This window comes from Amycolatopsis sp. 3B14, assembly GCF_050958625.1.
Classification (GTDB): Bacteria; Actinomycetota; Actinomycetes; order Mycobacteriales; family Pseudonocardiaceae; genus Amycolatopsis_E; species Amycolatopsis_E thermoflava.
In genome coordinates this window covers 21,886-44,967 of record NZ_JBHZEN010000057.1, presented here as the reverse complement: position 1 = coordinate 44,967, position 23,082 = coordinate 21,886, and the positions used below count along the sequence as shown (strand labels likewise).

18 protein-coding genes and 2 pseudogenes are annotated in these 23,082 nt (G+C 71.5%); 10 read left to right on the top strand and 10 right to left on the bottom strand.

Going from position 1 to position 23,082, the window contains the following annotated elements; all coding sequences use genetic code 11:
• Nucleotides 1–192: 192 nt before the first annotated feature.
• Both ACCP09_RS29960 and ACCP09_RS29955 read right to left on the bottom strand, forming a co-directional pair.
• Nucleotides 193–1,926 (bottom strand): pyruvate dehydrogenase, encoded by a 1,734-nt coding sequence (locus tag ACCP09_RS29960; protein WP_027934706.1) that lies wholly within the window; start codon nt 1,924–1,926, stop codon nt 193–195.
• Between the two features lie 100 nt (nt 1,927–2,026).
• Nucleotides 2,027–2,692: a FadR/GntR family transcriptional regulator gene (locus ACCP09_RS29955; protein WP_027934707.1), complete on the bottom strand. Its 666-nt coding sequence runs from the start codon at nt 2,690–2,692 to the stop codon at nt 2,027–2,029.
• A gap of 92 nt (nt 2,693–2,784) precedes the next feature.
• Between ACCP09_RS29955 and ACCP09_RS29950 the strand changes: the two genes are divergently transcribed.
• Nucleotides 2,785–4,179, top strand: coding sequence for a sialate:H+ symport family MFS transporter (locus ACCP09_RS29950; RefSeq protein WP_433751983.1), 1,395 nt, complete (start codon nt 2,785–2,787; stop codon nt 4,177–4,179).
• 718 nt (nt 4,180–4,897) lie between these two features.
• Here ACCP09_RS29950 and ACCP09_RS29945 read toward each other — a convergent pair.
• A complete protein-coding gene (locus ACCP09_RS29945) occupies nt 4,898–7,183 on the bottom strand; it encodes an ATP-binding protein (RefSeq protein ID WP_433751981.1) in 2,286 nt (761 codons plus the stop codon).
• Nucleotides 7,184–7,286: 103 nt separating this feature from the next.
• Here ACCP09_RS29945 and ACCP09_RS29940 point away from each other — a divergent pair, with 103 nt between their 5' ends.
• The 3 genes from ACCP09_RS29940 to ACCP09_RS29930 all read left to right on the top strand — a co-directional run bounded on the left by ACCP09_RS29940 (nt 7,287) and on the right by ACCP09_RS29930 (nt 9,491).
• On the top strand, nt 7,287–8,240 hold the full coding sequence (locus ACCP09_RS29940; RefSeq protein ID WP_433751979.1) for a helix-turn-helix transcriptional regulator: 954 nt from the start codon (nt 7,287–7,289) through the stop codon (nt 8,238–8,240).
• 96 nt (nt 8,241–8,336) lie between these two features.
• Complete coding sequence (locus ACCP09_RS29935; protein ID WP_027934710.1) at nt 8,337–9,194, top strand: Ku protein; 858 nt, start codon at nt 8,337–8,339, stop codon at nt 9,192–9,194.
• A 93-nt stretch (nt 9,195–9,287) separates the two neighbouring features.
• Nucleotides 9,288–9,491 carry a hypothetical protein gene (locus ACCP09_RS29930; protein ID WP_027934711.1) on the top strand — a complete coding sequence of 68 codons (204 nt, stop codon included), beginning with the start codon at nt 9,288–9,290 and terminating at the stop codon, nt 9,489–9,491.
• On the opposite strand, the gene ACCP09_RS29925 is transcribed toward ACCP09_RS29930, so the two are convergent.
• On the bottom strand, nt 9,492–10,382 hold the full coding sequence (locus tag ACCP09_RS29925) for a 2-hydroxyacid dehydrogenase (protein WP_027934712.1): 891 nt from the start codon (nt 10,380–10,382) through the stop codon (nt 9,492–9,494).
• On the bottom strand, nt 10,379–11,677 hold the full coding sequence (locus ACCP09_RS29920) for an MFS transporter (RefSeq protein WP_433751975.1): 1,299 nt from the start codon (nt 11,675–11,677) through the stop codon (nt 10,379–10,381). The genes ACCP09_RS29925 and ACCP09_RS29920 overlap by 4 nt, the downstream gene beginning before the upstream one ends.
• 110 nt (nt 11,678–11,787) lie before the next feature.
• Here ACCP09_RS29920 and ACCP09_RS29915 point away from each other — a divergent pair, with 110 nt between their 5' ends.
• Complete coding sequence (locus ACCP09_RS29915) at nt 11,788–12,519, top strand: IclR family transcriptional regulator (protein WP_433752012.1); 732 nt, start codon at nt 11,788–11,790, stop codon at nt 12,517–12,519.
• A gap of 500 nt (nt 12,520–13,019) precedes the next feature.
• Here the strand turns inward: ACCP09_RS29915 and ACCP09_RS29910 are convergent, their stop codons facing one another.
• Nucleotides 13,020–13,370 (bottom strand): VOC family protein, encoded by a 351-nt coding sequence (locus ACCP09_RS29910; protein WP_027934715.1) that lies wholly within the window; start codon nt 13,368–13,370, stop codon nt 13,020–13,022.
• A gap of 106 nt (nt 13,371–13,476) precedes the next feature.
• On the opposite strand from ACCP09_RS29910, the gene ACCP09_RS29905 reads away from it, so the two are divergent.
• Nucleotides 13,477–15,228, top strand: coding sequence for a proline--tRNA ligase (locus tag ACCP09_RS29905; protein WP_027934716.1), 1,752 nt, complete (start codon nt 13,477–13,479; stop codon nt 15,226–15,228).
• A 155-nt stretch (nt 15,229–15,383) separates the two neighbouring features.
• On the opposite strand, the pseudogene ACCP09_RS29900 reads toward ACCP09_RS29905, so the two are convergent.
• Both ACCP09_RS29900 and ACCP09_RS29895 read right to left on the bottom strand, forming a co-directional pair.
• Nucleotides 15,384–15,621 (bottom strand): annotated as a pseudogene (locus ACCP09_RS29900) (IS481 family transposase); the annotation flags it as partial.
• 166 nt (nt 15,622–15,787) lie between these two features.
• The gene (locus ACCP09_RS29895) at nt 15,788–16,495 is read right to left on the bottom strand and encodes an HAD family hydrolase (RefSeq protein WP_123685308.1); all 708 of its coding nucleotides are present in this window, start codon (nt 16,493–16,495) and stop codon (nt 15,788–15,790) included.
• A 109-nt stretch (nt 16,496–16,604) separates the two neighbouring features.
• Here ACCP09_RS29895 and ACCP09_RS29890 point away from each other — a divergent pair.
• Nucleotides 16,605–17,686 (top strand): annotated as a pseudogene (locus ACCP09_RS29890) (YhgE/Pip domain-containing protein); the annotation flags it as partial.
• Here the strand turns inward: ACCP09_RS29890 and ACCP09_RS29885 are convergent.
• A complete protein-coding gene (locus ACCP09_RS29885) occupies nt 17,627–18,037 on the bottom strand; it encodes a secondary thiamine-phosphate synthase enzyme YjbQ (protein WP_433752010.1) in 411 nt (136 codons plus the stop codon). The pseudogene ACCP09_RS29890 and the gene ACCP09_RS29885 overlap by 60 nt on opposite strands.
• Before the next feature lie 89 nt (nt 18,038–18,126).
• On the opposite strand from ACCP09_RS29885, the gene ACCP09_RS29880 reads away from it, so the two are divergent.
• Both ACCP09_RS29880 and ACCP09_RS29875 read left to right on the top strand, forming a co-directional pair.
• Entirely contained in the window at nt 18,127–19,236 is a 1,110-nt protein-coding gene (locus ACCP09_RS29880) for an LLM class flavin-dependent oxidoreductase (protein WP_027934720.1), read from the top strand.
• Nucleotides 19,233–20,561 (top strand): NtaA/DmoA family FMN-dependent monooxygenase, encoded by a 1,329-nt coding sequence (locus ACCP09_RS29875; RefSeq protein ID WP_027934721.1) that lies wholly within the window; start codon nt 19,233–19,235, stop codon nt 20,559–20,561. Before ACCP09_RS29880 ends, ACCP09_RS29875 begins: the two co-directional genes overlap by 4 nt.
• A 184-nt stretch (nt 20,562–20,745) precedes the next feature.
• On the opposite strand, the gene ACCP09_RS29870 is transcribed toward ACCP09_RS29875, so the two are convergent.
• Nucleotides 20,746–21,600 carry an Lsr2 dimerization domain-containing protein gene (locus tag ACCP09_RS29870; RefSeq protein ID WP_433751971.1) on the bottom strand — a complete coding sequence of 285 codons (855 nt, stop codon included), beginning with the start codon at nt 21,598–21,600 and terminating at the stop codon, nt 20,746–20,748.
• 84 nt (nt 21,601–21,684) lie between these two features.
• Here ACCP09_RS29870 and ACCP09_RS29865 point away from each other — a divergent pair, with 84 nt between their 5' ends.
• Nucleotides 21,685–23,079: a dihydrolipoyl dehydrogenase family protein gene (locus ACCP09_RS29865; RefSeq protein WP_400988185.1), complete on the top strand. Its 1,395-nt coding sequence runs from the start codon at nt 21,685–21,687 to the stop codon at nt 23,077–23,079.
• Nucleotides 23,080–23,082 lie beyond the last annotated feature (3 nt).

Here is a 23,082-nt window from a genome sequence, read left to right as displayed (position 1 = left end):
GTTGCGAACGGTCCGACGGGCAGGGTAGCGGCAGCCGTTCTTGGCGGGTGATTTGTGCGACCCCGCCGCCCCGGGCGGTTGCGACCAGGGTGGTCCCAGACCCACCCGATCGACTCGGCCCGTCGGAACCAAGCCGGGCCTGGTGAACCATCCCTCGGCCCGGTGGCCCGGATCCGGCTTCGGACAGGGGCTTCAGGGACGCGGGATGTTCCGCAGGTTGCTGCGCGCCAGCTCGACCATCTTGCCCACCCCGCCGTTCAGCACCGTCTTGCTCGCGGCCAGCGCGAAGCCCCGCAGCATCTCGCTCGTGATCTTGGGTGGGATGGACATCGCGTTGGGGTCGGTGGTCAGCTCGACCAGCGCGGGCCCCTGGTGCTCGAACGCCTTCGTCAGCGCCGACCGCACCTCGCCCGGGTGGTCGACGCGCGTGGACCAGATCCCGCACGCCGCGGCGATCGCGCTGAAGTCGACCGGCGTGTGGTCGGTGCCGTAGGACGGGAGGCCGTCCACGAGCATCTCCAGTTTCACCATGCCCAGCGACGCGTTGTTGAACAGCACCACCTTCACCGGCACGTCGTACAGCGACAGCGTCAGCAGGTCGCCCATCAGCATCGCCAGCCCGCCGTCGCCCGAGATGGACACCACCTGGCGGCCAGGCGAGGACAGCGCGGCGCCGATGGCGTGCGGCAACGCGTTCGCCATGCTGCCGTGGCGGAACGAGCCGATCACCCGGCGCCGCCCGTTCGGCGTCAGGTACCGCGCCGCCCACACGTTGCCCATCCCGGTGTCCACAGTGAACACCGCGTCGTCGGCGGCGACCTCGTCCAGCACCGCGGCCGCGTACTCGGGGTGGATCGGCGTGTGGTGCTCGATGTCCTTCGTGTACGCGTCGACCACCTTCTCCAGCCGCCGCGCGTGTTCGTGCAGCATGCGGTCCAGGAAGGACCGGTCGGTGCGCTGCCGCAGGCGGGGAAGCACCGCCGCGAGCGTCTCCTTCACCGAGCCGTGCACGGCCAGGTCCAGCGGCGTGCGGCGGCCGAGGTGCGCGGGGTTCGTGTCGATCTGCACCGTGTGCGCCTGCGGCAGGAACCCGTCGTACGGGAAGTCCGTGCCCAGCAACACCACGCGGTCCGCCTCGTGCATCGCGTCGTAGCACGCGCCGTACCCGAGCAGCCCGCTCATGCCGACGTCGTACGGGTTGTCGAACTGGATCCACTCCTTGCCGCCGAGCGAATGGCCCACCGGCGCGAGCAGGCGGCCGGCCAGCGCCATCACCTCGTCGTGCGCGTCCCGGCAGCCGGCGCCGGCGAACAGCATCACCTTCTCGCCACTGTCGAGCACCTCGGCCAGCTCGGCGATGGCCGCCTCCCGCGGCACCACGGGCGACGGCTCGACCAGGTGCACCGACTCGGCCGCGGAGCCGGTCGCCCGCCGCTCCGACACGTCACCCGGGATGCTCAGCACCGACACCCCGCCGCGCCCGACCGCGGTCTGCATCGCGATCCGCAACAGCCGCGGCATCTGGTCCGCCTGCGACACCAGCTCGCTGAAGTGGCTGCACTCGGCGAACAACTGCTCCGGGTGGGTCTCCTGGAAGAACCCGGTGCCGATCTGGTTGGACGGGATGTGCGAGGCGATCGCCAGCACCGGTGCGCCGCTGCGGTGCGCGTCGTAGAGACCGTTGATCAGGTGCAGGTTCCCCGGGCCGCAACTACCCGCGCACACGGTGAGCCGCCCGGTGATCTGCGCTTCCGCGGCCGCGGCGAACGCCGCCGTCTCCTCGTGCCGGACGTGCACCCACTCGATGCCCGGCGTGCGGCGCACCGCGTCCACGACCGGGTTCAGGCTGTCGCCGACGATCCCGTAGATGCGGCGCACACCGCTGTCCCGCAGGATCCGCACCATCTGCTCGGCCACTGTCGCCATCGCCCCACCCCTTCTGCTCCTGGGACCCAGGGTCCTCTCGCAGCGGTGCGGACGTCCACCCGACTTCACTCGTTACGGGCGAAAATCGAATACGCCACAATCAGGTGAGCCGGCTCCGGACCTCGTCGAAGTGGTGGCGCACGGCGTCGTCGATCGCCTCCGGGTCGCCCCCGGCGATGGCGTCGACGATCCGCTGGTGCTTGGCGACCAGCGCGTCCGACGGCGTGCGCGGCGCGCCGATGAGCGCCTCGGTCTGCCGGTAGACGCTCCAGAACAGGCGGATCAGCTCGGCGGCCAGCTCGTTGCCCGCGGCGGTGCAGATCAGCTCGTGGAACTCGCCGTCGGCGGCCGTGGCGGTGGCCGGGTCGGACATCCGGCGCACCCGCTCGGCGAGCTGTTCGAGCAGTTCGTCGTCGCGCTGCCGGGCGAGCTTGCGGGTCAGCTCGGTCTCCAGGATCTGCCGGACCTCCAGCAGATCGCGCAGCCCGCTCAGGTCGTCGCGCGAGCGGGCGCGCGTGCGGAACAGCAGCGACGGGCTCAGCGCGGTCATGCTCGCCGCGCCGACGAACGTGCCGTAGCCGTGGCGGATTTCGACGATGCCCAGCGCCTGCAAGGTGCGCAGCGCCTCGCGGACCGAGTTGCGGGCCGCGCCGAACTCCTCCATCAGCCGCGGTTCCGGCGGCAGGGGATCGCCGGGCCCGAGGCGCCGCCGGTCGATCAGCTCGACGATCGAATCGGCCAGTTCCTGGCTGCGCAGTGTCCGCACTCTTGCCACCATCCGGAATCGTCGGCTAACGTCCGCAGCATCATACGACGTCCAACGTCCCACGACTAGCCCTCGATGAAGAGGTACGGAACATGAACCCGTGGTACCGCCGGCTCGGTCCGGGCCAGTGGAAGGCGTTCGGCGCAGCGTGGCTCGGCTACCTGCTCGACGGCTTCGACTTCGTGATCATCACGCTGGTGCTCACCGAGCTGCGCGACGAGTTCGACCTGTCGCTGGCCACCGCGTCCACGCTGGTGTCGGCCGCCTTCGTGTCCCGCTGGCTGGGCGGGCTCGCGCTGGGCGCGCTCGGCGACCGCTTCGGCCGCCGCCCGGCGATGATCGCGTCCATCGTGCTCTACGCGGTCGGCACGGCGCTGTGCGGGTTCGCCTGGGACTACTGGTCGTTGTTCATCTTCCGGGTCGTCGTCGGCCTCGGCATGGCGGGCGAGTACGGCTCCAGCAGCACGTATGTGATGGAGAGCTGGCCGAAGGGCCTGCGCAACCGGGCGACGGGGTTCCTGCTGTCGGCGTACCCGATCGGCACGGTGCTCGCTGCGCGTGCCTACGACCTGATCGTGCCGAGCTTCGGCTGGCGGTGGCTGTTCTGGCTGGGGATCCTGCCGGTGTTCGTGGCGCTGTGGCTGCGGCGCACGTTGCCCGAGGCGAAGGACTGGACCGAGGAGGTCGGGTCTGGCGGCGGCTCGACGAGCGCGACGGCGTTGTTGAACCGGCGGTGGGCGCCGCTCAACATGGTCGTGGCGGTGGTGCTGGCGACCTGCCTGGTGCTGATCTTCTCGGGGCACGCGGGGAGCCTGTATCCGCTGTACATCGCGCTGTGCGTGGTGGGGTTCGTGGTGTTCGGGGTGCAGATCAGCGGCCGAGCCTGGCCGGTGGCGGTGGGGTTGATGCTGACCGTGTTCTGCGCGTTTCTGTACTCGTGGCCGATCCAGTCGCTCCTGCCCACGTACCTGAAGACGGAGCTGCACTACAACGCCGGGCAGGTGGCCAATGCGCTGACCTGGGCCGGGCTCGGGTATGCGGCCGGTTCGTGCCTGGCCGGGGTGGTCGGCGACCGGTTCGGCACGCGCGCGACGTACGTGGGCGGGCTGCTGCTGTCGCTGGTGTTCATGTTCCCGGCGTTCGCGCTCGGCCCGGGCAGCATCGTGCTGGTCTGGTTGCTGCTGTTCGTGTTGCAGGGCACCAGTTCCGGGATATCCGGGCTGCTGCCGAAGTACATCGGGGACCACTTCCCGACCCGCCTCCGCGCGGCGAGCCTCGGGTTCACCTACAACGTCGGCGCACTCGGCGGCGCGGTCGCCCCGCTGCTCGGCGCGCAGGTGGCCGGGCACATCGGGCTGGGGCCGGCGCTGGGGTGGTTCGCGGCCGGGCTGACGGTGCTCACGGCGCTGCTGGTCGGTTTCGACGTGCCGGCGCGGCTCGGGCGGATCGGGCGCAGGGGCCGGCGGGAGGGGGTGGAGGTCGGTTGAATCCGCGGTGGGGTTCGGGTGGCCCGCGCGAGGGGGGCGGTGGTGTGGGGGTGAATGGTCCGTTCATGGCTTGGGGCGAGCGAGGTGCCCTGTCGTGTAGCGGTGAATGGTCCGTTCATGAGTTTGGTGGTGCGAGGTGTCCGGCCGCGCGCCGGTGAACGGTCCGGTTCGTGAGCTCGGGCGGCACGAGTGCCGTGTGGTGTGGCGATGAATGGTCCGTTCATGGCTTGCGACGCGCGAGATGCCCTGTCGTGTAGCGGTGAATGGTCCGTTCATGAGTTTGGTGGTGCGAGGTGTCCAGCCACGCGCCGGTGAACGGTCCATTCATGGCTTGCACGTGGCGACATGGCCAGCCGTGCGGCGATGAATGGTCCGTTCACGGCTTGAGGCTGCGCGAGATGCCCAGTGGTGCGGCGATGAATGGCCCATTCATGGCTTCCCTGCCGCGAGATGCCCAACCGTGCCTCGGTGAATGGTCCATTCATACCGGCAACACCTCGGGTCCCGCGGAGAAGGGCCCGACCTACCGCGCACACGAAACGTCCAGTCACGCGCGGATGAACGGTCCGTTCATGCCTTCACCCTGCAGCCCAAGCCGCCCACCCCGTCCGAAGCCATCCACCGACAATCGGCACCGAACCACCAAGCACCAAACTCTGGCAACAAGCAGCACCAACAACCAGCATCGCCAAGCCAACACCAACCCCCGCCACAAAAATCACGCCTCATTGGCCGTGACCCAAGCAGCGATCTGGCTGCGTGAAGTGAACCCCAGTTTGGCGAGGATGTGCTCGACGTGCGTTTCGGCCGTGCGCTGGGAAATGACGAGCTGCCCGGCGATCTGCCGGTTGCTCAGTCCCTTCGCGACCAGCGCGGCGATTTCCGATTCGCGGGCGGTCAGCGGGTTGCGCGAAGGGCTGGCCGGCGTCGCCGACATCCGCCGCTCGTCCAGGGCGAACGCCACCGCCTTGTCGAACGTCATCGACGCCCCGCGCGCGTACTCCTGCTCGAACACCTGCCGTCCCAGGGCCTCCCGCGCCGGGAGCGCGGCGTGCGTCTGCGAAACCTGCTGCAGCGCCGGTTCGATCCGCCCGGCGCCGGACAAGCGCCACGCGGTCGCGGCCGCGCCGAGTAGCCGCGCCGCCCGGTTGAACCGCCGGTCGGACGCCGCGCACCAGGCCAGCGACTCCAGGCTCAGCGCGATCCCGGAATGATCACCCGCCGGTTCGCGCAGGCGGATCGCGTCGCGCTGGAGGCGTTCCGCGCGCTGCAGGTCGCCGCGCCGCCACAGCGCCAGCCCCAGCACCCACACCGCCAGGGCGGTGTACCAGGGCGGGTTCCCGTGCGCCGCGCACAGATCGACCGCCTGCTCCCCGGCCTCCTCGGCGTTCGGCTCGCTGAGCACGAACCGCGCCAGCGCCAGGTACGGCAGGATCTGCAACGCCAGCCCGTCGTGCCCGGCCGCCCGGCACACCTCGTGCGCCTCCTCCAGCAACTCGCACGCCCGCCGCGGATCGCCCAGGAAGTAGCGGCTCACCCCCTCGCACACGAGCAACTCGACGCTGATCACCGGGTCGTCCAGTTCCGCCGCGATCGACCGGTACTCGCGCAGCCGCCCGGCGAACCCCCGCCGCACCCCCAGCCACGTGCAGGTGAGCAGCGACGCGTGCAACGCGCGGGCCCGCTCCCGCGACGGGCCGCCGTCGAGTTGGAGCACGCGGTCCAGCCATCGGCTGCCCTCCAGCAGGTGCCCGCCCGCGATCCAGAACGTCGACAGGTTCCCCGCCATTTCCAGCGCCGGCCGCGGATCCGGCTCCTCAAGCCACGACTCCAGCGCCGCCCGCAGGTTCGCGTGCTCGCTCTGCATGCGGGAGATCCACTCCTGCTGCCGCGAGGTGATCTTCTCCTCGGTGAACCGGCGGGCCAGCTCCCGGTAGAAATCGCGGTGCCGCCGCGTGGAACCGGCCGGATCACCGTTCTCGGCGAGCCGCGCCGCGCCGAACTCGGCGAGCGTTTCCAGCATCCGGTAGCGCGCGTTGTGCCCGTAGGTCTCCCGCACCCGCACCAGAACCGATTTGTCGACCAGCCCGGCGAGCAGTCCGAGGACCGAATCGCCGCCGATCTCGTCGCCCGCGCACACGAACTCGGCCGCGGGCAGGTCGAACCCGCCGCGGAACACCGACAGCCGCTCCCACGCCCGCTGCTCGGCGGGCAGGCACAGCCGGTAGCTCCAGTCGACGAGCGCCTCCAGGCCCTGCTGGCGCGGCGGCGCCGTGCGGGAGGCCTCGCTCAGCAGCGCGAACCGGTCGGCCAGGCGGTCGTTCAACTCGGTCAGCGACAGCGTGCGCAACCACACCGCGGCCAGCTCGATGGCCAGCGGCAGCCCCTCGACGTGCCGGCAGATCATCGCGATCAGCGCCTCGTTCTCGGCGGTGAGCGCGAACCCCGGCGACACGGCGGCGGCGCGGTCGGCGAACAGCGCCATCGCGTCCCAGCCGCTGGTGCCCTCGGTCGTGCCGCTGCGGTCGGGCAGGCTCAGCGGTTCCACCGGCAGCAGGTGCTCGCCCTCGACCGAGAGCCGCTGACGGCTGGTCGCCAGGATGCGCAGCCCGCTGGTCGCCGCGAGCAGCTTGCCGATCAGCGTCGCGCACGCGTCGGTCAGGTGCTCGCAGTTGTCCAGCACCAGCAGCACCTGGCGGTCGCCGAGGAACTGGGCGAGCCGGTCCGCGGGCTCGACGGCCTCGTCCCGCAGGCCGAGCGCGGTGGCGACGGTCTGCGGCAGCAACGCCGGGTCGTCCAGGTCCGCGAGTTCGGCGAGGTGCACCCCGTCCGGGAACGCGCGTTTCAATCCGACCGCGGCCCGCACCGCGAGCCTGGTCTTGCCGACCCCGCCGAGTCCCGTCAGCGTCACCAGGCGCGCGGCCGACAGCAGCCGCCGGATGTCCGCGAGCTCCTGCCGCCGGCCGACGAAACTGGTGAGCTCGCTCGGAAGGGTGCCCGCCACCGCAACAGCCTAGTTCGCCCGGACGGTGATCGGTGGGGTCGTGTTGCTGAGGGAATGATGAACTAGGTCAGTTTCCGTCACCGTTCGGTCGCATTCTGGAGCCATGACGGACACCCCGGCGCGGCTGCTGACACTGCTGTCCCTGCTGCAGACACCGCGCGAATGGCCGGGCACCGAGCTGGCCGCGCGGCTCACGGTCAGCACCCGGACGATCCGCAGGGACATCGACCGGCTGCGCGGGCTCGGGTACCCGGTGGAGTCCACGATGGGCGCCGAGGGCGGCTACCGGCTGGTGGCGGGCGCGGCGATGCCGCCGCTGCTGCTCGACGACGAGGAGGCCGTCGCGATCGCGGTCGGCCTGCGCACCGCCACGCGCCAGGCCGTGGCGGGAATCGACGAGGCCTCCGCCAGGGCGCTGGCGAAACTCGAGCAGGTGCTGCCCTCGCGGCTGCGCCGCCGGGTGCGCACGCTCGGCGCGGCGACCGTGCCGATGCCCGATCCCGGCCCGCCGGTCGTCCCCGAGGACCTCGCCGCACTGGCCGCCGCGATCGTCAACCACGAGCGCGTCCGGTTCGGCTACCACGACGCCGAGGGCCGCGAATCCCGCCGGCTGGCCGAACCGCACCGCCTGGTCGCCGCGGGACGCCGCTGGTACCTGGTGGCGTGGGACGTCGACCGTGACGACTGGCGCCTGTTCCGTGTCGACCGCGTCCGCCGCCCCCACAGCACCGGCGCCCGCACCACCCCGCGCGAGCTGCCCGCAGACGACGCGGCGGCCTTCGTCACGGCGAAGCTCTACCGCACCGCGCCGACGCACCGGGCGGTGGTGACCCTGCACGCGCCGCTGGAGGTGATGCGCCCGCGGGTGGAGAACGCCGGCGAGCTGACGGCGACCGGCCCGGCCGAGTGCCGGTTGGCGACCCACGCCGACACGCTCGACTGGCTGGCGTTCCGGCTGCTGGCCCTCGGCTGCGAGTTCGAGGTGCGCGAACCGCCGGAACTGGCCGCGCACCTGCGCGCGCTGGCCGGCCGCATCACCCGTGCCACCAGCGGCTGAGCCCCCGGTGCGACCGGCTGGCCGCCTGGTGGCGCGACCGGTTCTCGCGTAACGTCCGACCTGCGGTTATGTCGGCAGGGAGCGGAGGGCCCGGCGATGCGATCGATGTGGAAGGGCTCGGTGTCGTTCGGGCTGGTCACGATCCCGATCAACCTCTACGCGGCCACCGAGAACAAGAACGTGTCCCTGCGCCAGGTGCACGTCAGCGACGGCGGGCGCATCCAGTACAAGCGCTTCTGCACCATCGACGGTGAAGAGGTGCCCTACGCCGACATCGCCAAGGGCTACGAGACCGACGACGGCGAGATGGTGGTCATCACCGACGAGGACCTCAAGGAGCTGCCGCTGTCCAGCTCCAACGTCATCGACGTGCTGGAGTTCGTGCCGCTCGAGGCCATCGACCCGCTGCACTTCGACCGCCACTACTACCTGGAGCCGCAGAAGGCCGCGGTCAAGCCGTACGTGCTGCTGCGCGACGCGCTGCACAAGTCCGGCAACGTCGCCATCGCCAAGGTCGCCCTGCGCCAGCGCGAGACCCTCGCGCTGCTGCGCGTGCACGCCGACGTGATGGTCATGACCACGATGCTGTGGCCGGACGAGGTGCGCACCCCGGACTTCGGGTTCCTGCGTGACGAGCTGCCCCAGGTCCGCCCGCAGGAGCTGAGCATGGCCGGCTCGCTCATCGAGTCGCTGTCCGAGCCGGTTTTCGACCCCGACAAGTACACCGACCAGTACCGGGAGGCGCTGGAGTCGGTGATCGAGGCGAAGATCGCGGGCAAGAAGACCACCCGGCCGAAGGGGCGCTCGCCCAAGACCGACGTGGTCGACCTGATGGCGGCGCTGGAGGCCAGCGTCAGCGAGGCGAAGAAGGCACGCAAACCGGCCAAGCGCACGGCCGCGAAGAAGCCGGCCGCGACCCCGGCGCGCAGCCGCCGCTCGCCGAAGAGCGCCTGACGTCACGCCGACACGCCGGGACCTCCTCCCACCTTCCGGTGAAGCGCGGTGGTACCAAGGTGCCGCAACACGAACCGGCGGAAGGTGTCAGACATGGAGTGCCCCAGCTGCGCACGGGACCTCGACCACTGCCACGGCACCCTCGTCCTGCACGTGGACGCCCTGGTGGAGTGCACCGAACCGGACTGCACCGACACCGACCTGGTGCGGCACAGCCTGACGGTCCGGTGCGACGAGGTCGACGGCGGCTGTGTCTGCACGGCCGACTACGTGGTGGAGTACGCGCAGGCGTCCTGATCACCGCACCACGTTGACCAGCGGTTCGCCCCGCGCGAACCGCTGCAGCTGCTGCTCCACCAGCCGCTTCGCGCGGGGATAGAACGAGTCCGAACCACCCGCCACGTGCGGGGTGATGATCGCGCCCGGCGCCCGCCACAGCGGGTGGTCCGAGGGCAGCGGCTCCGGATCGACCACGTCCAGCGCGGCCCGCAACCGGCCCGACACGACCTCCTTCGTCAGCGCCGCAGTGTCGATCGCGGTGCCGCGGCCGACGTTGACCACCAGCGCGCCGTCCGGCAGGGCCGCCAGCTCGGGCGCCCCGATCAGGCCGCGGGTGGCGGGGGTGTCCGGCAGGATCAGCACCAGGATGTCCGCGGACGGCAGAAGTTCCGGCAGCTCGTCGATGCCGTGCACACCCTCACGCGCGGTGCTCGCGACACGCACGACATCGGCTTCCCCGGCTACGAGGTACCGCTCGATCGCCTTGCCGATGGAGCCGTACCCGACGAGCAGGACACGCTCGTCCGCCAGCGACCGGGTGTGCTCGCGGTCCCACGAGCCGGTGCCCTGCTGCCGGAACCAGCGCGGCAGGTTCCGCTGCGCGGCGAGGATCAGGGCGAGCGTGTGCTCGGCGACGCTGAGGTCGTGCAGGCCGCGGCCGTTGGCGAGGGTGACGCCGTCCGGGATCAGCGGCAGGAGGCTGTCGACACCGGCGGACAGCGACTGCACCGCCTTCAGCGACGGCATCTTCGCGATCAGCTTCGGCGGCTCGGGGCCGCTGTCGTAGGGCAGCACGTAGAACTCGACGCCGTCCAGGGCGGGTGGCGTGCCGGTGCCGTCGTAGCAGGCGGTTTCCAGGCCGTCCGGAACGGTGAGATCGGACCAGGGCAGCAGAACTCGGGGCGTCATGCGACCTTCCTCTTCGGGGTGCGGACGGCGAGCAGGACCAGCGCGGACGCGGCCATCGTGCCGGCCAGCATCAGGAACGCGGCGGCGTCGGTGCCGGTCGCGGTGCGCAACCAGCCCACCAGGTACGTGCCGAGAAAGCCACCGAGCGCGCCGGCGGCGTTGACCAGCGCCACGGCGACACCGGCGGTGCGGCGCGGCAGCAGCTCCGGGATCATCGCGAAGAACGGGCCGTAGGGCGCGTACATCGCGATCCCGGCGAGGACCAGCAGCGGGAACGACAGCCAGAACGCGTCGTGGCCCGCCAGGTAGGAACCGTAGAACGTGACCGCGCCGCCGAGCAGCCACGGCCACACGTAGCGGATGCGCTGGGTGGTGCGGTCGGAGCGGCGTGAGTTGAGCAGCATCGCGACGACAGCGAAGGCGTAGGGGACCGCCGAGAGGAGGCCGGTGGCGCCGATGCCGGCAGACGATCCGGCCTTCACGATCGACGGCAACCAGAACACGAACCCGTACACGCCGATGCTCCACAGGAGGTACTGCGCGGACAGGACCAGCACGGCAGGGGTGCGCAGGGCTTCGCGGAGCGGGTGCACTCCCGAGTTGTCGGCGGCGGTGCTCGCGAGCTCGGCTTGCTCGGCGGCGATCGCGGTGTCCACGGCCTCGCGTTCGGCCGGGGCGAGCCACGGCGCGTCGGCAGGCCGGTCGCGGACCTGCGCGCGGAAGTAGAACGCCCAGATCAGGGCGGGCACGCCTTCGATGATGAACATGCCGCGCCAGCTCGTGGCCTCGATGAGGTAGCCGGAGGCGGCGGACAGCCACATCACGGTGACCGGGTTGCCCAGGATGAGGAAGGCGTTGGCGCGGCCGCGTTCGGCCTTGGTGAACCAGCGGGCGAGCAGGACGACCAGCGCGGGCAGCACGGCGGCCTCGACCGCGCCGAGCAGGAAGCGGACGACGATCAGCAGCGGGACCGAGCTGAGCAGGCCCTGGAGCGTGGCGAGCGCGCCCCAAGCCAGGACCGACCAGAAGATCAGGTCGCGGACGCTGCGGCGGTCGGCGTAGAGCACGCCCGGGACCTGCAGCAGGAAGTAGCCGGCGAAGAACGACGCGGCGATGAGGCCGGACGTCGAACTCGTGATGCCCAGGTCCTCGGACATGCCACCGGCCGCGGCGATCGAGAAGTTCGAGCGGTCCAGGTAGGCGAGGCTGTAGGTGACGAACACGATCGGGATCAGGCGCAGCCAGCGCTGCCTGCCCGGTTGGGTGGCCGTGCCGGTCAGTGGCGGGCTCTCCAAGGCGGCCTCCTTGCCGTTCTTTCCATGATGTGGAAAGCTCTTCCGTATTGTGGTGCTCGATGAGTGTGGAACTTCGACCGGGAGACGTCAAGGGGTGGTGTGTGGCTGACATGGTGGGCAAGGCCCTGCGGGTGCTGTCGCTGCTCGGCGAGTACCCCGACGGGGTCGGGTTGTCCGAGCTGGCGCGGCGGGCCGGCTACCCGGTGAGCACGACGCACCGGCTGCTGGGTTCGTTGCAGGAACAGGGTTTCGCGCGCAGCGACCCGGCGTCGAAGCGGTACGCGCTGGGGTTGCGGCTGTTCGAGCTGGGGCAGCGGGTGTCGCACGCGCGGGGGTTCGCCGGGGTGGCGTTGCCGGTGCTGCGGTCGCTGACGGAGCAGACCGGCGAGCCGACGCTGATGGCGGTGCTGGACGGGCACCAGCAGGTCTACGTGCATTCCGTGCAGGGGCCGCGGCAGATCCAGATCCGCGGCGAGCCGGGACAGCGGGGGCCGCTGCACTGCACGGCGATGGGGAAGTGCCTGGTGGCGTTCGCGCCGGACCGGGAGGTGCTGGTGGAGTCGCTGGAGCTGACGGGACTGGCGCCGCGGACGATCACCTCGCGGGCGGAGTTCGCGCGGGAGATCGCCGCGGTGCGGTCCCAGGGTTACGCGATCGCCGACGAGGAGCACGAGCCGGGGATAAGGGCCGTCGGGGTGCCGATTCTGGGGCCCGACGGGCACGCCATCGCCGCGATCTCCACCGCGGCGCCCGCCTACCGGATGTCGGTGGCCGAGCTGGAGGCCTTCGTACCCGCCCTCCGCGCAGCGGCGCGGGAGCTGGGTGCGGTGCTACCGCGCTGACGGTGGCCCGCCGCGGTGACGGTGGCCCGCGTGGCCCGCGTGGCGAGTTGGCGTGGGGGTTGGGGGCGGTGCTGACGGTGGCCCGCGTGGCGAGGTGGCGTGGGAGTTGGGGGCGGTGCCGCCGAGCTGAGCGCGTGTTGCGACGCCACCAGCCCGAGTCGAGGCGCCGTGCGGGTGTGGTGCGCGTGCTGCGGGGCGAGGTGGGGGAGTTGTTGTCTTCCCGGGCTCAGCCCGGGAAACATCGCCTCATGGAGTGTGGAGCTCCGCCCGTCGAGCGCACAACAACCCACCTCCCCAAGGGCAGCACTCGCCCCCTGAGCGTCGAACAAGCCGCCTTGCGCATGGACTCGCTCCCTGGTCGTGGGACTCGTCGCCGTGCGGACTCGCGTGACCAGTCACCCGGTGGGTGACCTCGCGCCGCCAAGGAAACCCACCGCCCTGCGCACGGAACTTGCCGCCCCACCACGGAGCCCAACACCTCGATCCGGAACCGCGAAAACTCAGTGGGGTTCGCCCACGCAGAACTGGTTCCCCTCCGGGTCCGTGAGCACCGTCCAGGTCAGGCCGGGCACCTCGTGCTCCGCGAGCTTCGCCGCGCCGAGGCCCACCAGCCGGGCCACCTCGCCGTCCCGGTCGGTGGTCGCCAGGTCCAGGTGCAGCCGGTTCTTCCCGGCCCGCTCCTCCGGCACCTGCTGGAACCCCAGCCGCACACCGCCCTCGCGCGCGGGCGTCAGCACCAGGTACTCGCCCCAGTCCTGGTCCACCCGCACGCCCAGCGCCGCGCACCAGAACGCCGCCATCTGCCGTGGATCCGCGCAGTCCACGGTCACCATCCCCAGTTCGAGAGTCATCTCAGCACGGTAGCGCGCCCCACCGACAATTCCGGCCCGCCCGATAACCGCTGGACGCCCCTGACTACCCTGTTCACACCGTGTTTCGACGCCGAGGAGCAGCCCAGTGATCACCAGGATGTCGTCGTTGTTCCTGCGCACGCTGCGCGAGGATCCGGCCGACGCCGAGGTTCCCAGCCACAAGCTGCTGACGCGGGCGGGCTATGTCCGCCGGGTCGCGCCGGGCGGGTACTCGTGGCTGCCGCTGGGCCTGCGGGTGCTGCGCAAGATCGAGGAGGTCGTCCGCGAGGAGATGGCCGCGATCGGCGCGCAGGAGATCCTGTTCCCCGCGCTGCTGCCCCGCGAGCCCTACGAGGCGACCGGCCGCTGGACCGAGTACGGCGACGCCCTGTTCCGCCTCAAGGACCGCAAGGGCGCCGACTACCTCCTCGGCCCGACGCACGAGGAGCTGTTCGCCCTCACCGTGAAGGGCGAGTACAGCTCGTACAAGGACTACCCGGTCATCCTGTACCAAATCCAGACCAAGTACCGCGACGAGGCGCGCCCCCGCGCCGGCATCCTGCGCGGCCGCGAGTTCGTCATGAAGGACTCCTACTCCTTCGACCTCGACGACGACGGCCTGTCCCGCTCCTACCAGCTGCACCGCGACGCCTACATCCGGATCTTCGACCGGCTGGGCCTGGAGTACGTGATCGTCGCGGCGACGTCCGGCGCGATGGGCGGCTCGGCGTCCGAGGAGTTCCTCGCCGTCGCCGAGACGGGTGAGGACACCTACGTCCGCAGCAACGCGTCCGGTTACGCGGCCAACGTCGAGGCCGTCGTCACGCCCCCGCCGCCCGCGCAGTCCATCGAGGACAAGCCGCAGGCGCAGGTCCACCACACGCCGAACACGCCGACCATCCAGACGCTGGTCGACTACCTCAACGACAAGACCGACCTGGGCCGCACCTTCACCGCCGCGGACACGCTGAAGAACGTGATGGTGAAGATCCGCCAGCCGGGCGAGAAGGACTGGCAGATCCTCGGCATCGGCGTCCCCGGTGACCGCGAGGTCGACCAGAAGCGGCTCGAAGCGTCGCTGGAGCCGGCCGAGGTCGCGCTCCTCGACGAAGCCGACTTCGCGGCCAACCCCTTCCTCGTCAAGGGCTACATCGGCCCGAAGGCGTTGCAGGACAACGGTGTCCGGTACCTGGTCGACCCGCGCGTCGTCACCGGCACGGCGTGGGTGACCGGCGCCGACAAGGCCGACCACCACGTCGTCGACCTCGTCGTGGGCCGCGACTTCCAGCCGGACGGCACGATCGAGGCCGCCGAGGTGCGCGAGGGCGACGCCTCGCCCGACGGGCAGGGCACGCTGGTCGCGGCGCGCGGCATCGAGATCGGGCACATCTTCCAGCTGGGCCGCAAGTACACCGACGCGTTCCAGGTGGACGCGCTCGGCGCGGACTCGAAGCCGATCCGCATCACGATGGGTTCCTACGGCGTCGGCGTGTCGCGCCTGGTCGCGGTGATCGCCGAGCAGAGCCACGACGAGCTGGGCCTGGTGTGGCCGCGTGAGGTCGCGCCGTACGACGTGCACGTGGTGATCGCGGGCAAGGACGAGTCGATCGCCGCGGGTGCGGAGAAGCTGGCCGCCGACCTCGACGCGGCCGGTGTGGAGGTCCTGCTGGACGACCGGAAGGCCACGCCGGGCGTCAAGTTCGCCGACGCGGAACTGGTCGGGGTGCCGACGATCCTCGTCGTCGGGCGCGGACTGGCGAAGGGTGTCGTCGAGGTGAAGGACCGCAAGACGGGCGACCGCGAGGAGATCGCGGTGGACGCGGTGGTCGACCACCTGGTCAAGCTCGTCCGCGGCTGAACCACCTTTTCCGGCAACGGGCCCGTCGCTTTTCGCGGCGGGCCCGTAGCTGTCTTCGCCGCTAGCTGTAGTGCCTGGTGAGGTTGTCGACGCGGGTGAAGCGCTGGCTGCCCGGATTTCGGCCAGCGCGGTGCGGAAGGCGTGCGAGCGCCCTGTGCGGCGCGGCGGAGGAAGGCAGCGCAGGTGGTGGCGGTTTCGTCGGGGTATTTCGGCGTAGGCCAGCCGGGAGTGATCATCGACGGCGAAATGCGCGAACTCAAACCCGACCGGTGGTGCGCGGCGGGCGGCCTTCTGCTGATCACTGCCGCGACCGTGCGCCCACCACCCGCCACCTTCGCGGAGCCGTCCGAGTTTTTTCACATCGACATGCACCAGCTCGCCCGGCCGGTCCCGCACGGTGAGACACGAAGACCTCCGTTTGTGCGGGAAAGGCGTCAAGCACCTTCACCCCTCACGGAGGTCTTCGCCTTGATCAACCCGACGCGCCGACCGCACCGTCAACAACGTCCATGATCCCTACAGCTAGCCGAACCCGGCGGCGAAGTGCGGGCCGAGACGCTCAGCCCTCCCCGAAGACCGCAGCCAGCACCAGCTTCGTGTCGCTGAGGTCGCGCAGCACCACCTGCGCCCCGGCCTCCCGGAGCGCGGCGGCGTCGAACCGGCCGGTCGCCACCCCCACGGCCACCGCTCCGTGTTCGCGCGCCGCGTCGATGTCGTGCGGCGTGTCGCCCACCACGACGACCGACGCGGGCTCGAACGGTCGCCCGAGCGTCGCATGGGCGCGGTCGACCGCGTACGCCACCAGGTCCGGCCGGTGCGCGGACAGGTTCCCGTAGCCGCCGATCTCGAAGTCCAGGTGCGTGTGCAGCCCGAACGCGGACAGCTTGTGCCACGCGATCTCCCGCAGGTTCCCGGTCACCAGCGACTGCACGGCCCCGCCCGCCGCGGCCACCCCCGCCAGCGCGGTCGACGCGCCCGGCAATGCGAGGCCGCGCTTCGCCAGCTCCGGCAGCGCCAGCTCGGACACCGCGGTCAGCGCCGCCCACATCCGCTGGATCAGCTCTTCGGTCGGCTCGATCCCGTGCAGCGTCAGCACTTCCGCGGTGATCGCGCGCTCCGTCCGCCCGAAGAAGTCCGGCATCGCGGTCATCGGGACGCCGGTCACCTCCTCGAGCACCTGCCGGTACCAGCCGCGGCCCGCCCCGCGCAGGTCGATGAGGGTCTGGTCGATGTCCCACAGCACCAGCCGGTGCGCACTGCTCGTCACGTCCGCCGACGCTACCAAGGCCGTTATTCATCGAGCGTTGACTTCGCTCGAAGGCCGGGCTACCGTTCCCGTTGAATTCAACAGTCGAAGAAATTTAGGGGAGGTCCCCATGGCTGGCACATCCCGGAGGCCGGTGGCCGGGCTCGCGGCCCTGGCCGGTGCGGTGGTCGCGGTGGTGCTGGGATTCCTGACCGTCGGGGTCCAGGCGTCGGTCGAACCCGACGGGCTGCCGGTGGCGGTCGCGGTGCCCGACAACGCCCCGCCGCAGCTGCGCGCCGCGGCCGGGCAGCTCACGAGCCAGGGCGGCGAGGCCCTCAACTGGCAGGTCACCACACCCGCCGAAGCGAGGACGCTGCTCGACGACAAGGACGTCTACGGCGTCCTGGAACTCGCGCCCGGGCAGGTGGGCGTGGTCGTGTCCGGCGCGGTCAACCCGAGCGGCACGCAGGTCGTGCAACAGGCGCTCACCGGCGCCGGGCAGGCGCTGTCGACGGCGATGAGCCAGGCGACCGGCACCCCGACCGCCCCGGTGCGGGTGGAGACCGTGCACCCGGCGAGCCCCGCGGGCCGCACGGCACCGCTCGCGGTGAGCATCCTCGCGTGGGTCGGCAGCCTGGCCGCGGGCGCCATCCTGGTCGTCGTCGCCGAGCGGACCGGGCGGCGAATCGGCGTCGCGGCGCGCCTCACCCAGGTCGGGGCCACGGCCGTGCTGATCACCGGCGTCGCGGCCGGGTTCCTCGCGTTGTGGGACTCGTCGCTGCCGCTGGGTTGGGACGTCCTCGGCTACATCCTGCTGGTCGCGGCGGCGTTCGCGGCCGTGCAGACCGCGTTACTGCGGCTGCTGGGCATCCGCGCCATGGCGATCCTCGGGCCGCTCTACCTGCTCGCGCCGAACGTCGCCGGGCAGGTGCCGGAGCTGCTCAACCCGGCCTACCGGGTCCTGCTGTGGTCGTGGACGCCGTTCCGCTTCTCCACCGAGGGCACCCGCAGCCTGCTGCAGGGCACCCCGGGCGCGCCGGACGTGACCACCGGCATCTGGGTGCTCGGGGCGATGCTGGTCGCCGGCCTGGTGGTCATCCTCTGGCCGGGCCGGGTGAAGTCGCCGGCGCCGGTGGAGGCGGCGCCGGAGCTTCAGCCGGCGAGGTAGCTGAACCGGACGTGCCGGACCGGGTTGTCGACGTTGGTGTCCACCAGGCAGATCGACTGCCAGGTGCCCAGCGCCGGCGACCCGCCCAGCACGGGCACGCTCGCGTACGGCGGCACCAGCGCGGGCAGCACGTGGTCCCGGCCGTGGCCCTTGCTGCCGTGCTGGTGCCGCCACCGGTTGTCCCTGGGCAGCAGCTCGTCCAGCGCGGCGAGCAGGTCGTCGTCGCTGCCCGCGCCGGTCTCCAGGATCGCCAGGCCCGCGGTGGCGTGCGGCACGAACACGTGCAGCAGGCCGTCCGAGGCGTCCGCTTCGGCCAGGAACGCGTCGGCGTCCCTGGTCAGGTCGTGCACCACGGCGCGGCCGCCGGTCTTCACCTCGATCTCCTTGGAGTACATGCCTCCCACCGTAGGCGTCCCAACGGGTGGTACGCGAAATAGCGCGGGCCGCCCGATCGCTGGACCGGGGGAGGCGAAAGGAGCGAGGCATGGTTCATCTCGCGGTGGCACTGGAGGGCGCGGGCTGGCACCCGGCCGCGTGGCGGGAGCCGGACGCGCGCCCGGACGAGCTGTTCCGCCCGCGGTACTGGGCCGATCTGGTGCTCGAGGCCGAACACGGCCTGCTGGACTTCGTCACGATCGAGGACTCGCTGGGCGCGCCGCGGGACGGGCGCACCGACCGGGTGGACGGCAGGCTGGACGCCGTGCTGATCGCCGCCCGCGTCGCACCACTGACCCGGCACATCGGGTTCCTGCCGACGGCGATCGCCACGCACACCGAACCGTTCCACCTGTCCAAGGCGATCGCGACGCTCGACTACGTGTCCACGGGGCGCGGCGGCGTGCGCGTCCGGATCGCGAGCAGCGCCGACGACGCCGCGCACTTCGGCCGCCGCGAGTTCCCGGTCCCGCTGCCCGACCTGGCCGAGGAGGCCGGTGACTGGGTCGAGGTCGTGCGGCGGCTGTGGGACAGCTGGGAGGACGACGCCGAGATCCGCGACACCGCCACCGGCCGGTTCATCGACCGGGACAAGCTGCACTACATCGACTTCACCGGGCGGTTCTTCAGCGTCAAGGGCCCGTCGATCACGCCGCGCCCGCCGCAGGGCCAGCCGCCCGTCGCGGTGCTCTCGCACGTCACCGAGATCCACCGGCTCGCGGCCCGCTCGGCCGACCTCGTGTTCCTCACCCCGCAGGACACCGACGAGGCGCGCGCTCTGGGGCAGGAGGTGCGCGGGCTGCGCGCGGACCTGCTGGTGTTCGGCGACGTCGTGGTGTTCCTCGACGAGACCGAGCAAGCGGCCCGGGACCGCAAGGCCCGCCTGGACGACCTCGCCGAGTTCACCTCCGACGCGCTGGTCTTCACCGGCACGCCAGCCCAGCTCGCCGACCAGCTGCTGGCCTGGCGCGACGCAGGCCTGTCCGGTTTCCGGCTGCGCCCGGGCGCCCTGCCGCACGATCTGTCCGCCATCACCCGCGGGCTCGTCCCCGAACTGCAGCAGCGCGGCGCGTTCCGCCGCGAGTACGAGGCCACCACGCTGCGGGGCCTGCTCGGCCTGGAGCGTCCCGCCAACCGGTACGCAGGAGCGACGCGATGAAGCAGATCCACCTCGCCGCGCACTTCCCCGGCGTCAACAACACCACGGTGTGGAGCGACCCGGAGGCGGGCAGCCACATCGAGTTCTCCTCGTTCACACACCTCGCGCGCACCGCCGAGCGGGCCAAGTTCGACTTCTTCTTCCTCGCCGAAGGGCTGCGGCTGCGCGAGCACGCGGGCAAGATCTACGACCTGGACGTGGTCGGCCGGCCGGACACGTTCACGGTGCTGGCCGCGCTCGCCGCGGTCACCGACCGGCTCGGCCTGACCGGGACGATCAACTCGACGTTCAACGAGCCGTACGAGGTGGCCCGCCAGTTCGCCAGCCTTGACCACCTGTCCGAAGGCCGCGCCGGGTGGAACGTGGTCACCTCGTGGGACGCGTTCACCGGCGAGAACTTCCGCCGCGGCGGCTACCTGCCGGAGGAACAGCGTTACCAGCGCGCGAAGTTGTTCCTGCAGACGGCGTTCGAGCTGTTCGACTCCTGGGGCGCGGACGACATCGCCGCGGACAAGGCGTCCGGGGTGTTCCTGCGCAACGCCCGCGCGGGCGCGTTCGAGCACCACGACGCGCAGTTCGACATCGCGGGCCGGTTCAACGTGCCGCGCGGTCCGCAGGGCAGGCCGGTGATCCTGCAGGCAGGCGACTCGGACGAGGGCCGCGAGTTCGCCGCGGCGACGGCCGACGCGATCTTCACACGGCACGGGACGCTGGAGGCGGGGCAGAAGTTCTACGCCGACGTCAAGCGCCGGTTGCCCGCCTACGGGCGCGAGCCGCACCAGTTGCTGGTGCTCCCCGCGGCGACCTTCGTGCTCGGTGACACCGACGCGGAGGCCGAGGAGCTGGCGAACGTCGTGCGGTACCAGCAGGTGAGCGGCCAGACGGCGATCAAGTTCCTGGAGCAGGTGTGGAACCGCGACCTGTCCGGCTACGACCCGGAGGGGCCGCTGCCCGAGGTCGAGCCGGCAGTCGGCGCGGAGGCGGTCGCCAAGGGGCGCGCGCAGACCCGGATGTACCGCGACCCGGTGGCGACGGTGCGGCAGTGGCGGGAGCTGGCGGAGGCGAAGAACCTGTCGATCCGGGACCTGGTGGTCGAGGTCAGCGGACGGCAGACGTTCGTCGGCTCCCCGGAGACGGTCGCCGAGGCGATCAACACGTACGTGCAGGAGGACGCGAGCGACGGGTTCATCCTGGTGCCGCACGTGACCCCCGGCGGGCTGGACCCGTTCGCGGACAAGGTGGTGCCGTTGTTGCAGGAGCGGGGCGTCTTCCGCGCCGACTACAGCGGCACCACGCTGCGGGAGCACCTCGGCATCGACCGCTGATCCCGATCTTGGGAAACACGCCGGGGCGCTTCGCTGAAGTGCCCCGGCGTCGCTCGCCGAGTGCGACCTGGCACCGGGCGTCCCCGTCAGTGGCCGGGGCGATCGGGGCCGGCGGCGGGAATGCTCGGTGGCAGTAGGGAACTACGGCACTTCACCGAGTGCGCTCCCGCGCCGGATGCCGCACTCAGTTCGTGGCCGCGGAGAACACTACGGGCGGCGCCTTGCGCACGGTCTTGCGAGGAGCCTTCTCCGCCGGCGCGACCTTCTTCATGGCCGGCTTCTTGGCGGTCGCGTTCTCCTTCGCGGGCGCGGCCTCGGCGGGCTTCGCCTTCGCCTTCGCGCGCGACGGCTTCGCGGCGGGCTTGGTCTTCTTGTCCTCCGCCGCGGCCTTCGTCGCGATGGTCTTCGGCGCGGTGGTCTTCGGCGCGGTGGTCTTCGGCGCGGTGGTCTTCGGCGCGGAAACCGTGGTGGCCCTGCGCCGGGTGGCCGGCTTGGGCGTGGTGGCCTCAGCAGGCTTCGCCGCCGTGGTCTTCTTGCCCTTGGTCGTCTTGGTGTCGGTGGCCTTCGGTGCCGCCGGCGTGGCCTTGCGCCGGGTGGCCGGCTTCGGGCTGGTGGCGTCAGCGGGCTTCGCCGCCGCCGTGGTCTTCTTGCCCTTGGCAGCGGCCTCCGCCTTCGCGGTCTTGCTCGCTGCCGCCGTACGAGCGGTCGCGCGCTTGCCCGCCGCGGCGGGAGCCTTCGCCACCCCGGTGGCGCCCGTCTTCTTCGCCGGCGAGTCCGTGGCCTTCCGGGACGTCGTGGCTGTGGAGTTCGCCGTGCGGCGCGTGCGCTTCACCGGGGCGAGGCGGCGCGGCGGGCGCTTGCGGCCGCCCGTGCGGCGGCCCGCCTGCACGTAGGTGGCCAGCAGCTCGCGCAGGCTGCCCGCGTTCGAGTCCGAGAGGTCGATGTCGTACTCGACGCCGTCCAGGCCGAACCGCACCGTCTCCGCGGCCGGTTCGCCGTTCAGGTCGTCCAGTAGTTGCACCGCGGTGTTCTTCGCCACCGATAACCTCCAGTACTTACGATTTGCCGCTGAGAATACCCGCCCCACTTGCGCCGGGCGCCGGGCTGGTGTGCGCTGTGACCCATGTCCGAGGAGACTTTTGACGTCATCGTGATCGGTGGCGGACCGGTGGGGGAGAACGCGGCGGACCGGGCGGTCAAGGGCGGCCTGTCCACCGCGCTGGTGGAGCGGGAACGGTTCGGGGGCGAGTGCTCCTACTGGGCCTGCATCCCGAGCAAAGCCTTGCTGCGACCGGGAAACGCGCTCGCCGCAGCCCGGCGGCTGCCCGGCGTTCCGGTGGGCGAGGCGCTCGACCCGGCGGCGGTGTTCGAACGCCGCGACTACTTCACCAGCAAGGGCGACGACACCGGTCAGGTCGAGTGGGCCCGCGGCGCGGGCATCACGACGATCCGCGGGCGCGGCCGCATCACCGGTGAGCGCGAGATCACTGTGGACGGCGGCCGGGTACTGCGGGCTCGGCACGCCGTGGTGGTCTGTACCGGCAGCGTGCCGAAGACGCCGCCGATCCCGGGCCTGGACGAGGTGCCGGTGTGGGGTTCCCGCGAAGCCACGTCCAGCAGCACGGTGCCGGGCAGGCTGGCCGTCGTCGGCGGCGGGGTGGTCGGCGTCGAGATGGCGCAGGCCTGGGCACGGCTCGGCGCGCAGGTGGACCTGATCGTCACCGGCCCGCGCCCGCTGCCGCGGTACCCGGACTTCGCCGGCGACGCCGTCGCGGAGGGCCTGCGGGCCGACGGCGTGCGTGTGCACACCGACTCCGGCCTGGAGCGAGCCTCCCGAGTGGACGGTGCCGCCCGGCTGGAACTCAAGGGCGGCGCGGTCGTCACGGCCGATCAGGTGCTCGTCGCGACCGGGCGGCGACCCGCGACCGACGACCTCGGCCTCGAGGTCATCGGGCTCGCGCCGGGCAAGCCGCTCACTGTCGACGACAGCGGCCTGGTGTCCGAAGTGGACGGCGAGTGGCTGTACGCAGCTGGTGACGTCACCGGCCGCGCGTTGCTGACGCACCAGGGCAAGTACGCCGCCCGCGTGGTCGGCGACGTGATCTCCGCACGCGCCACGGGCAAGCCGGTGGACACCCGGCCGTGGGGCAAGCACAGTGCCACCGCCGACCACCACGCGGTGCCGCAGGTCGTGTTCACCGACCCGGAGGTCGCCTCGGTGGGCCTGACCGAGCCCGAACCGGGCGCACCGCACCGGGTGGTCGACATCGACATCGCCGTCGCGGGGTCGTCGCTGCACGCGGACGGCTACGCGGGCAAGGCCAGGATGATCGTCGACACCGACCGCGAGGTGCTGGTCGGCGTCACGTTCGTCGGGCAGGACGTCGCGGAGCTGCTGCACTCGGCGACCGTCGCCATCGCGGGCGAGGTGCCGCTGGGCAGGCTGTGGCACGCGGTCCCGTCGTTCCCCACGATCAGCGAGGTGTGGCTGCGGCTGCTGGAGGAGTACGGGCTCTGAAAC

What these genes read in the sequence shown, in the direction of transcription:
- ACCP09_RS29960 (WP_027934706.1), bottom strand. Translation starts at nt 1,926, where the DNA reads ATGGCGACAGTGGCCGAGCAGATGGTGCGGATCCTGCGGGACAGCGGT.
- ACCP09_RS29950 (WP_433751983.1), top strand. Translation starts at nt 2,785, where the DNA reads ATGAACCCGTGGTACCGCCGGCTCGGTCCGGGCCAGTGGAAGGCGTTC.
- ACCP09_RS29940 (WP_433751979.1), top strand. Translation starts at nt 7,287, where the DNA reads ATGACGGACACCCCGGCGCGGCTGCTGACACTGCTGTCCCTGCTGCAG.
- ACCP09_RS29935 (WP_027934710.1), top strand. Translation starts at nt 8,337, where the DNA reads ATGCGATCGATGTGGAAGGGCTCGGTGTCGTTCGGGCTGGTCACGATC.
- ACCP09_RS29930 (WP_027934711.1), top strand. Translation starts at nt 9,288, where the DNA reads ATGGAGTGCCCCAGCTGCGCACGGGACCTCGACCACTGCCACGGCACC.
- ACCP09_RS29925 (WP_027934712.1), bottom strand. Translation starts at nt 10,382, where the DNA reads ATGACGCCCCGAGTTCTGCTGCCCTGGTCCGATCTCACCGTTCCGGAC.
- ACCP09_RS29915 (WP_433752012.1), top strand. Translation starts at nt 11,788, where the DNA reads ATGGTGGGCAAGGCCCTGCGGGTGCTGTCGCTGCTCGGCGAGTACCCC.
- ACCP09_RS29910 (WP_027934715.1), bottom strand. Translation starts at nt 13,370, where the DNA reads ATGACTCTCGAACTGGGGATGGTGACCGTGGACTGCGCGGATCCACGG.
- ACCP09_RS29885 (WP_433752010.1), bottom strand. Translation starts at nt 18,037, where the DNA reads ATGTACTCCAAGGAGATCGAGGTGAAGACCGGCGGCCGCGCCGTGGTG.
- ACCP09_RS29880 (WP_027934720.1), top strand. Translation starts at nt 18,127, where the DNA reads ATGGTTCATCTCGCGGTGGCACTGGAGGGCGCGGGCTGGCACCCGGCC.
- ACCP09_RS29875 (WP_027934721.1), top strand. Translation starts at nt 19,233, where the DNA reads ATGAAGCAGATCCACCTCGCCGCGCACTTCCCCGGCGTCAACAACACC.
- ACCP09_RS29865 (WP_400988185.1), top strand. Translation starts at nt 21,685, where the DNA reads ATGTCCGAGGAGACTTTTGACGTCATCGTGATCGGTGGCGGACCGGTG.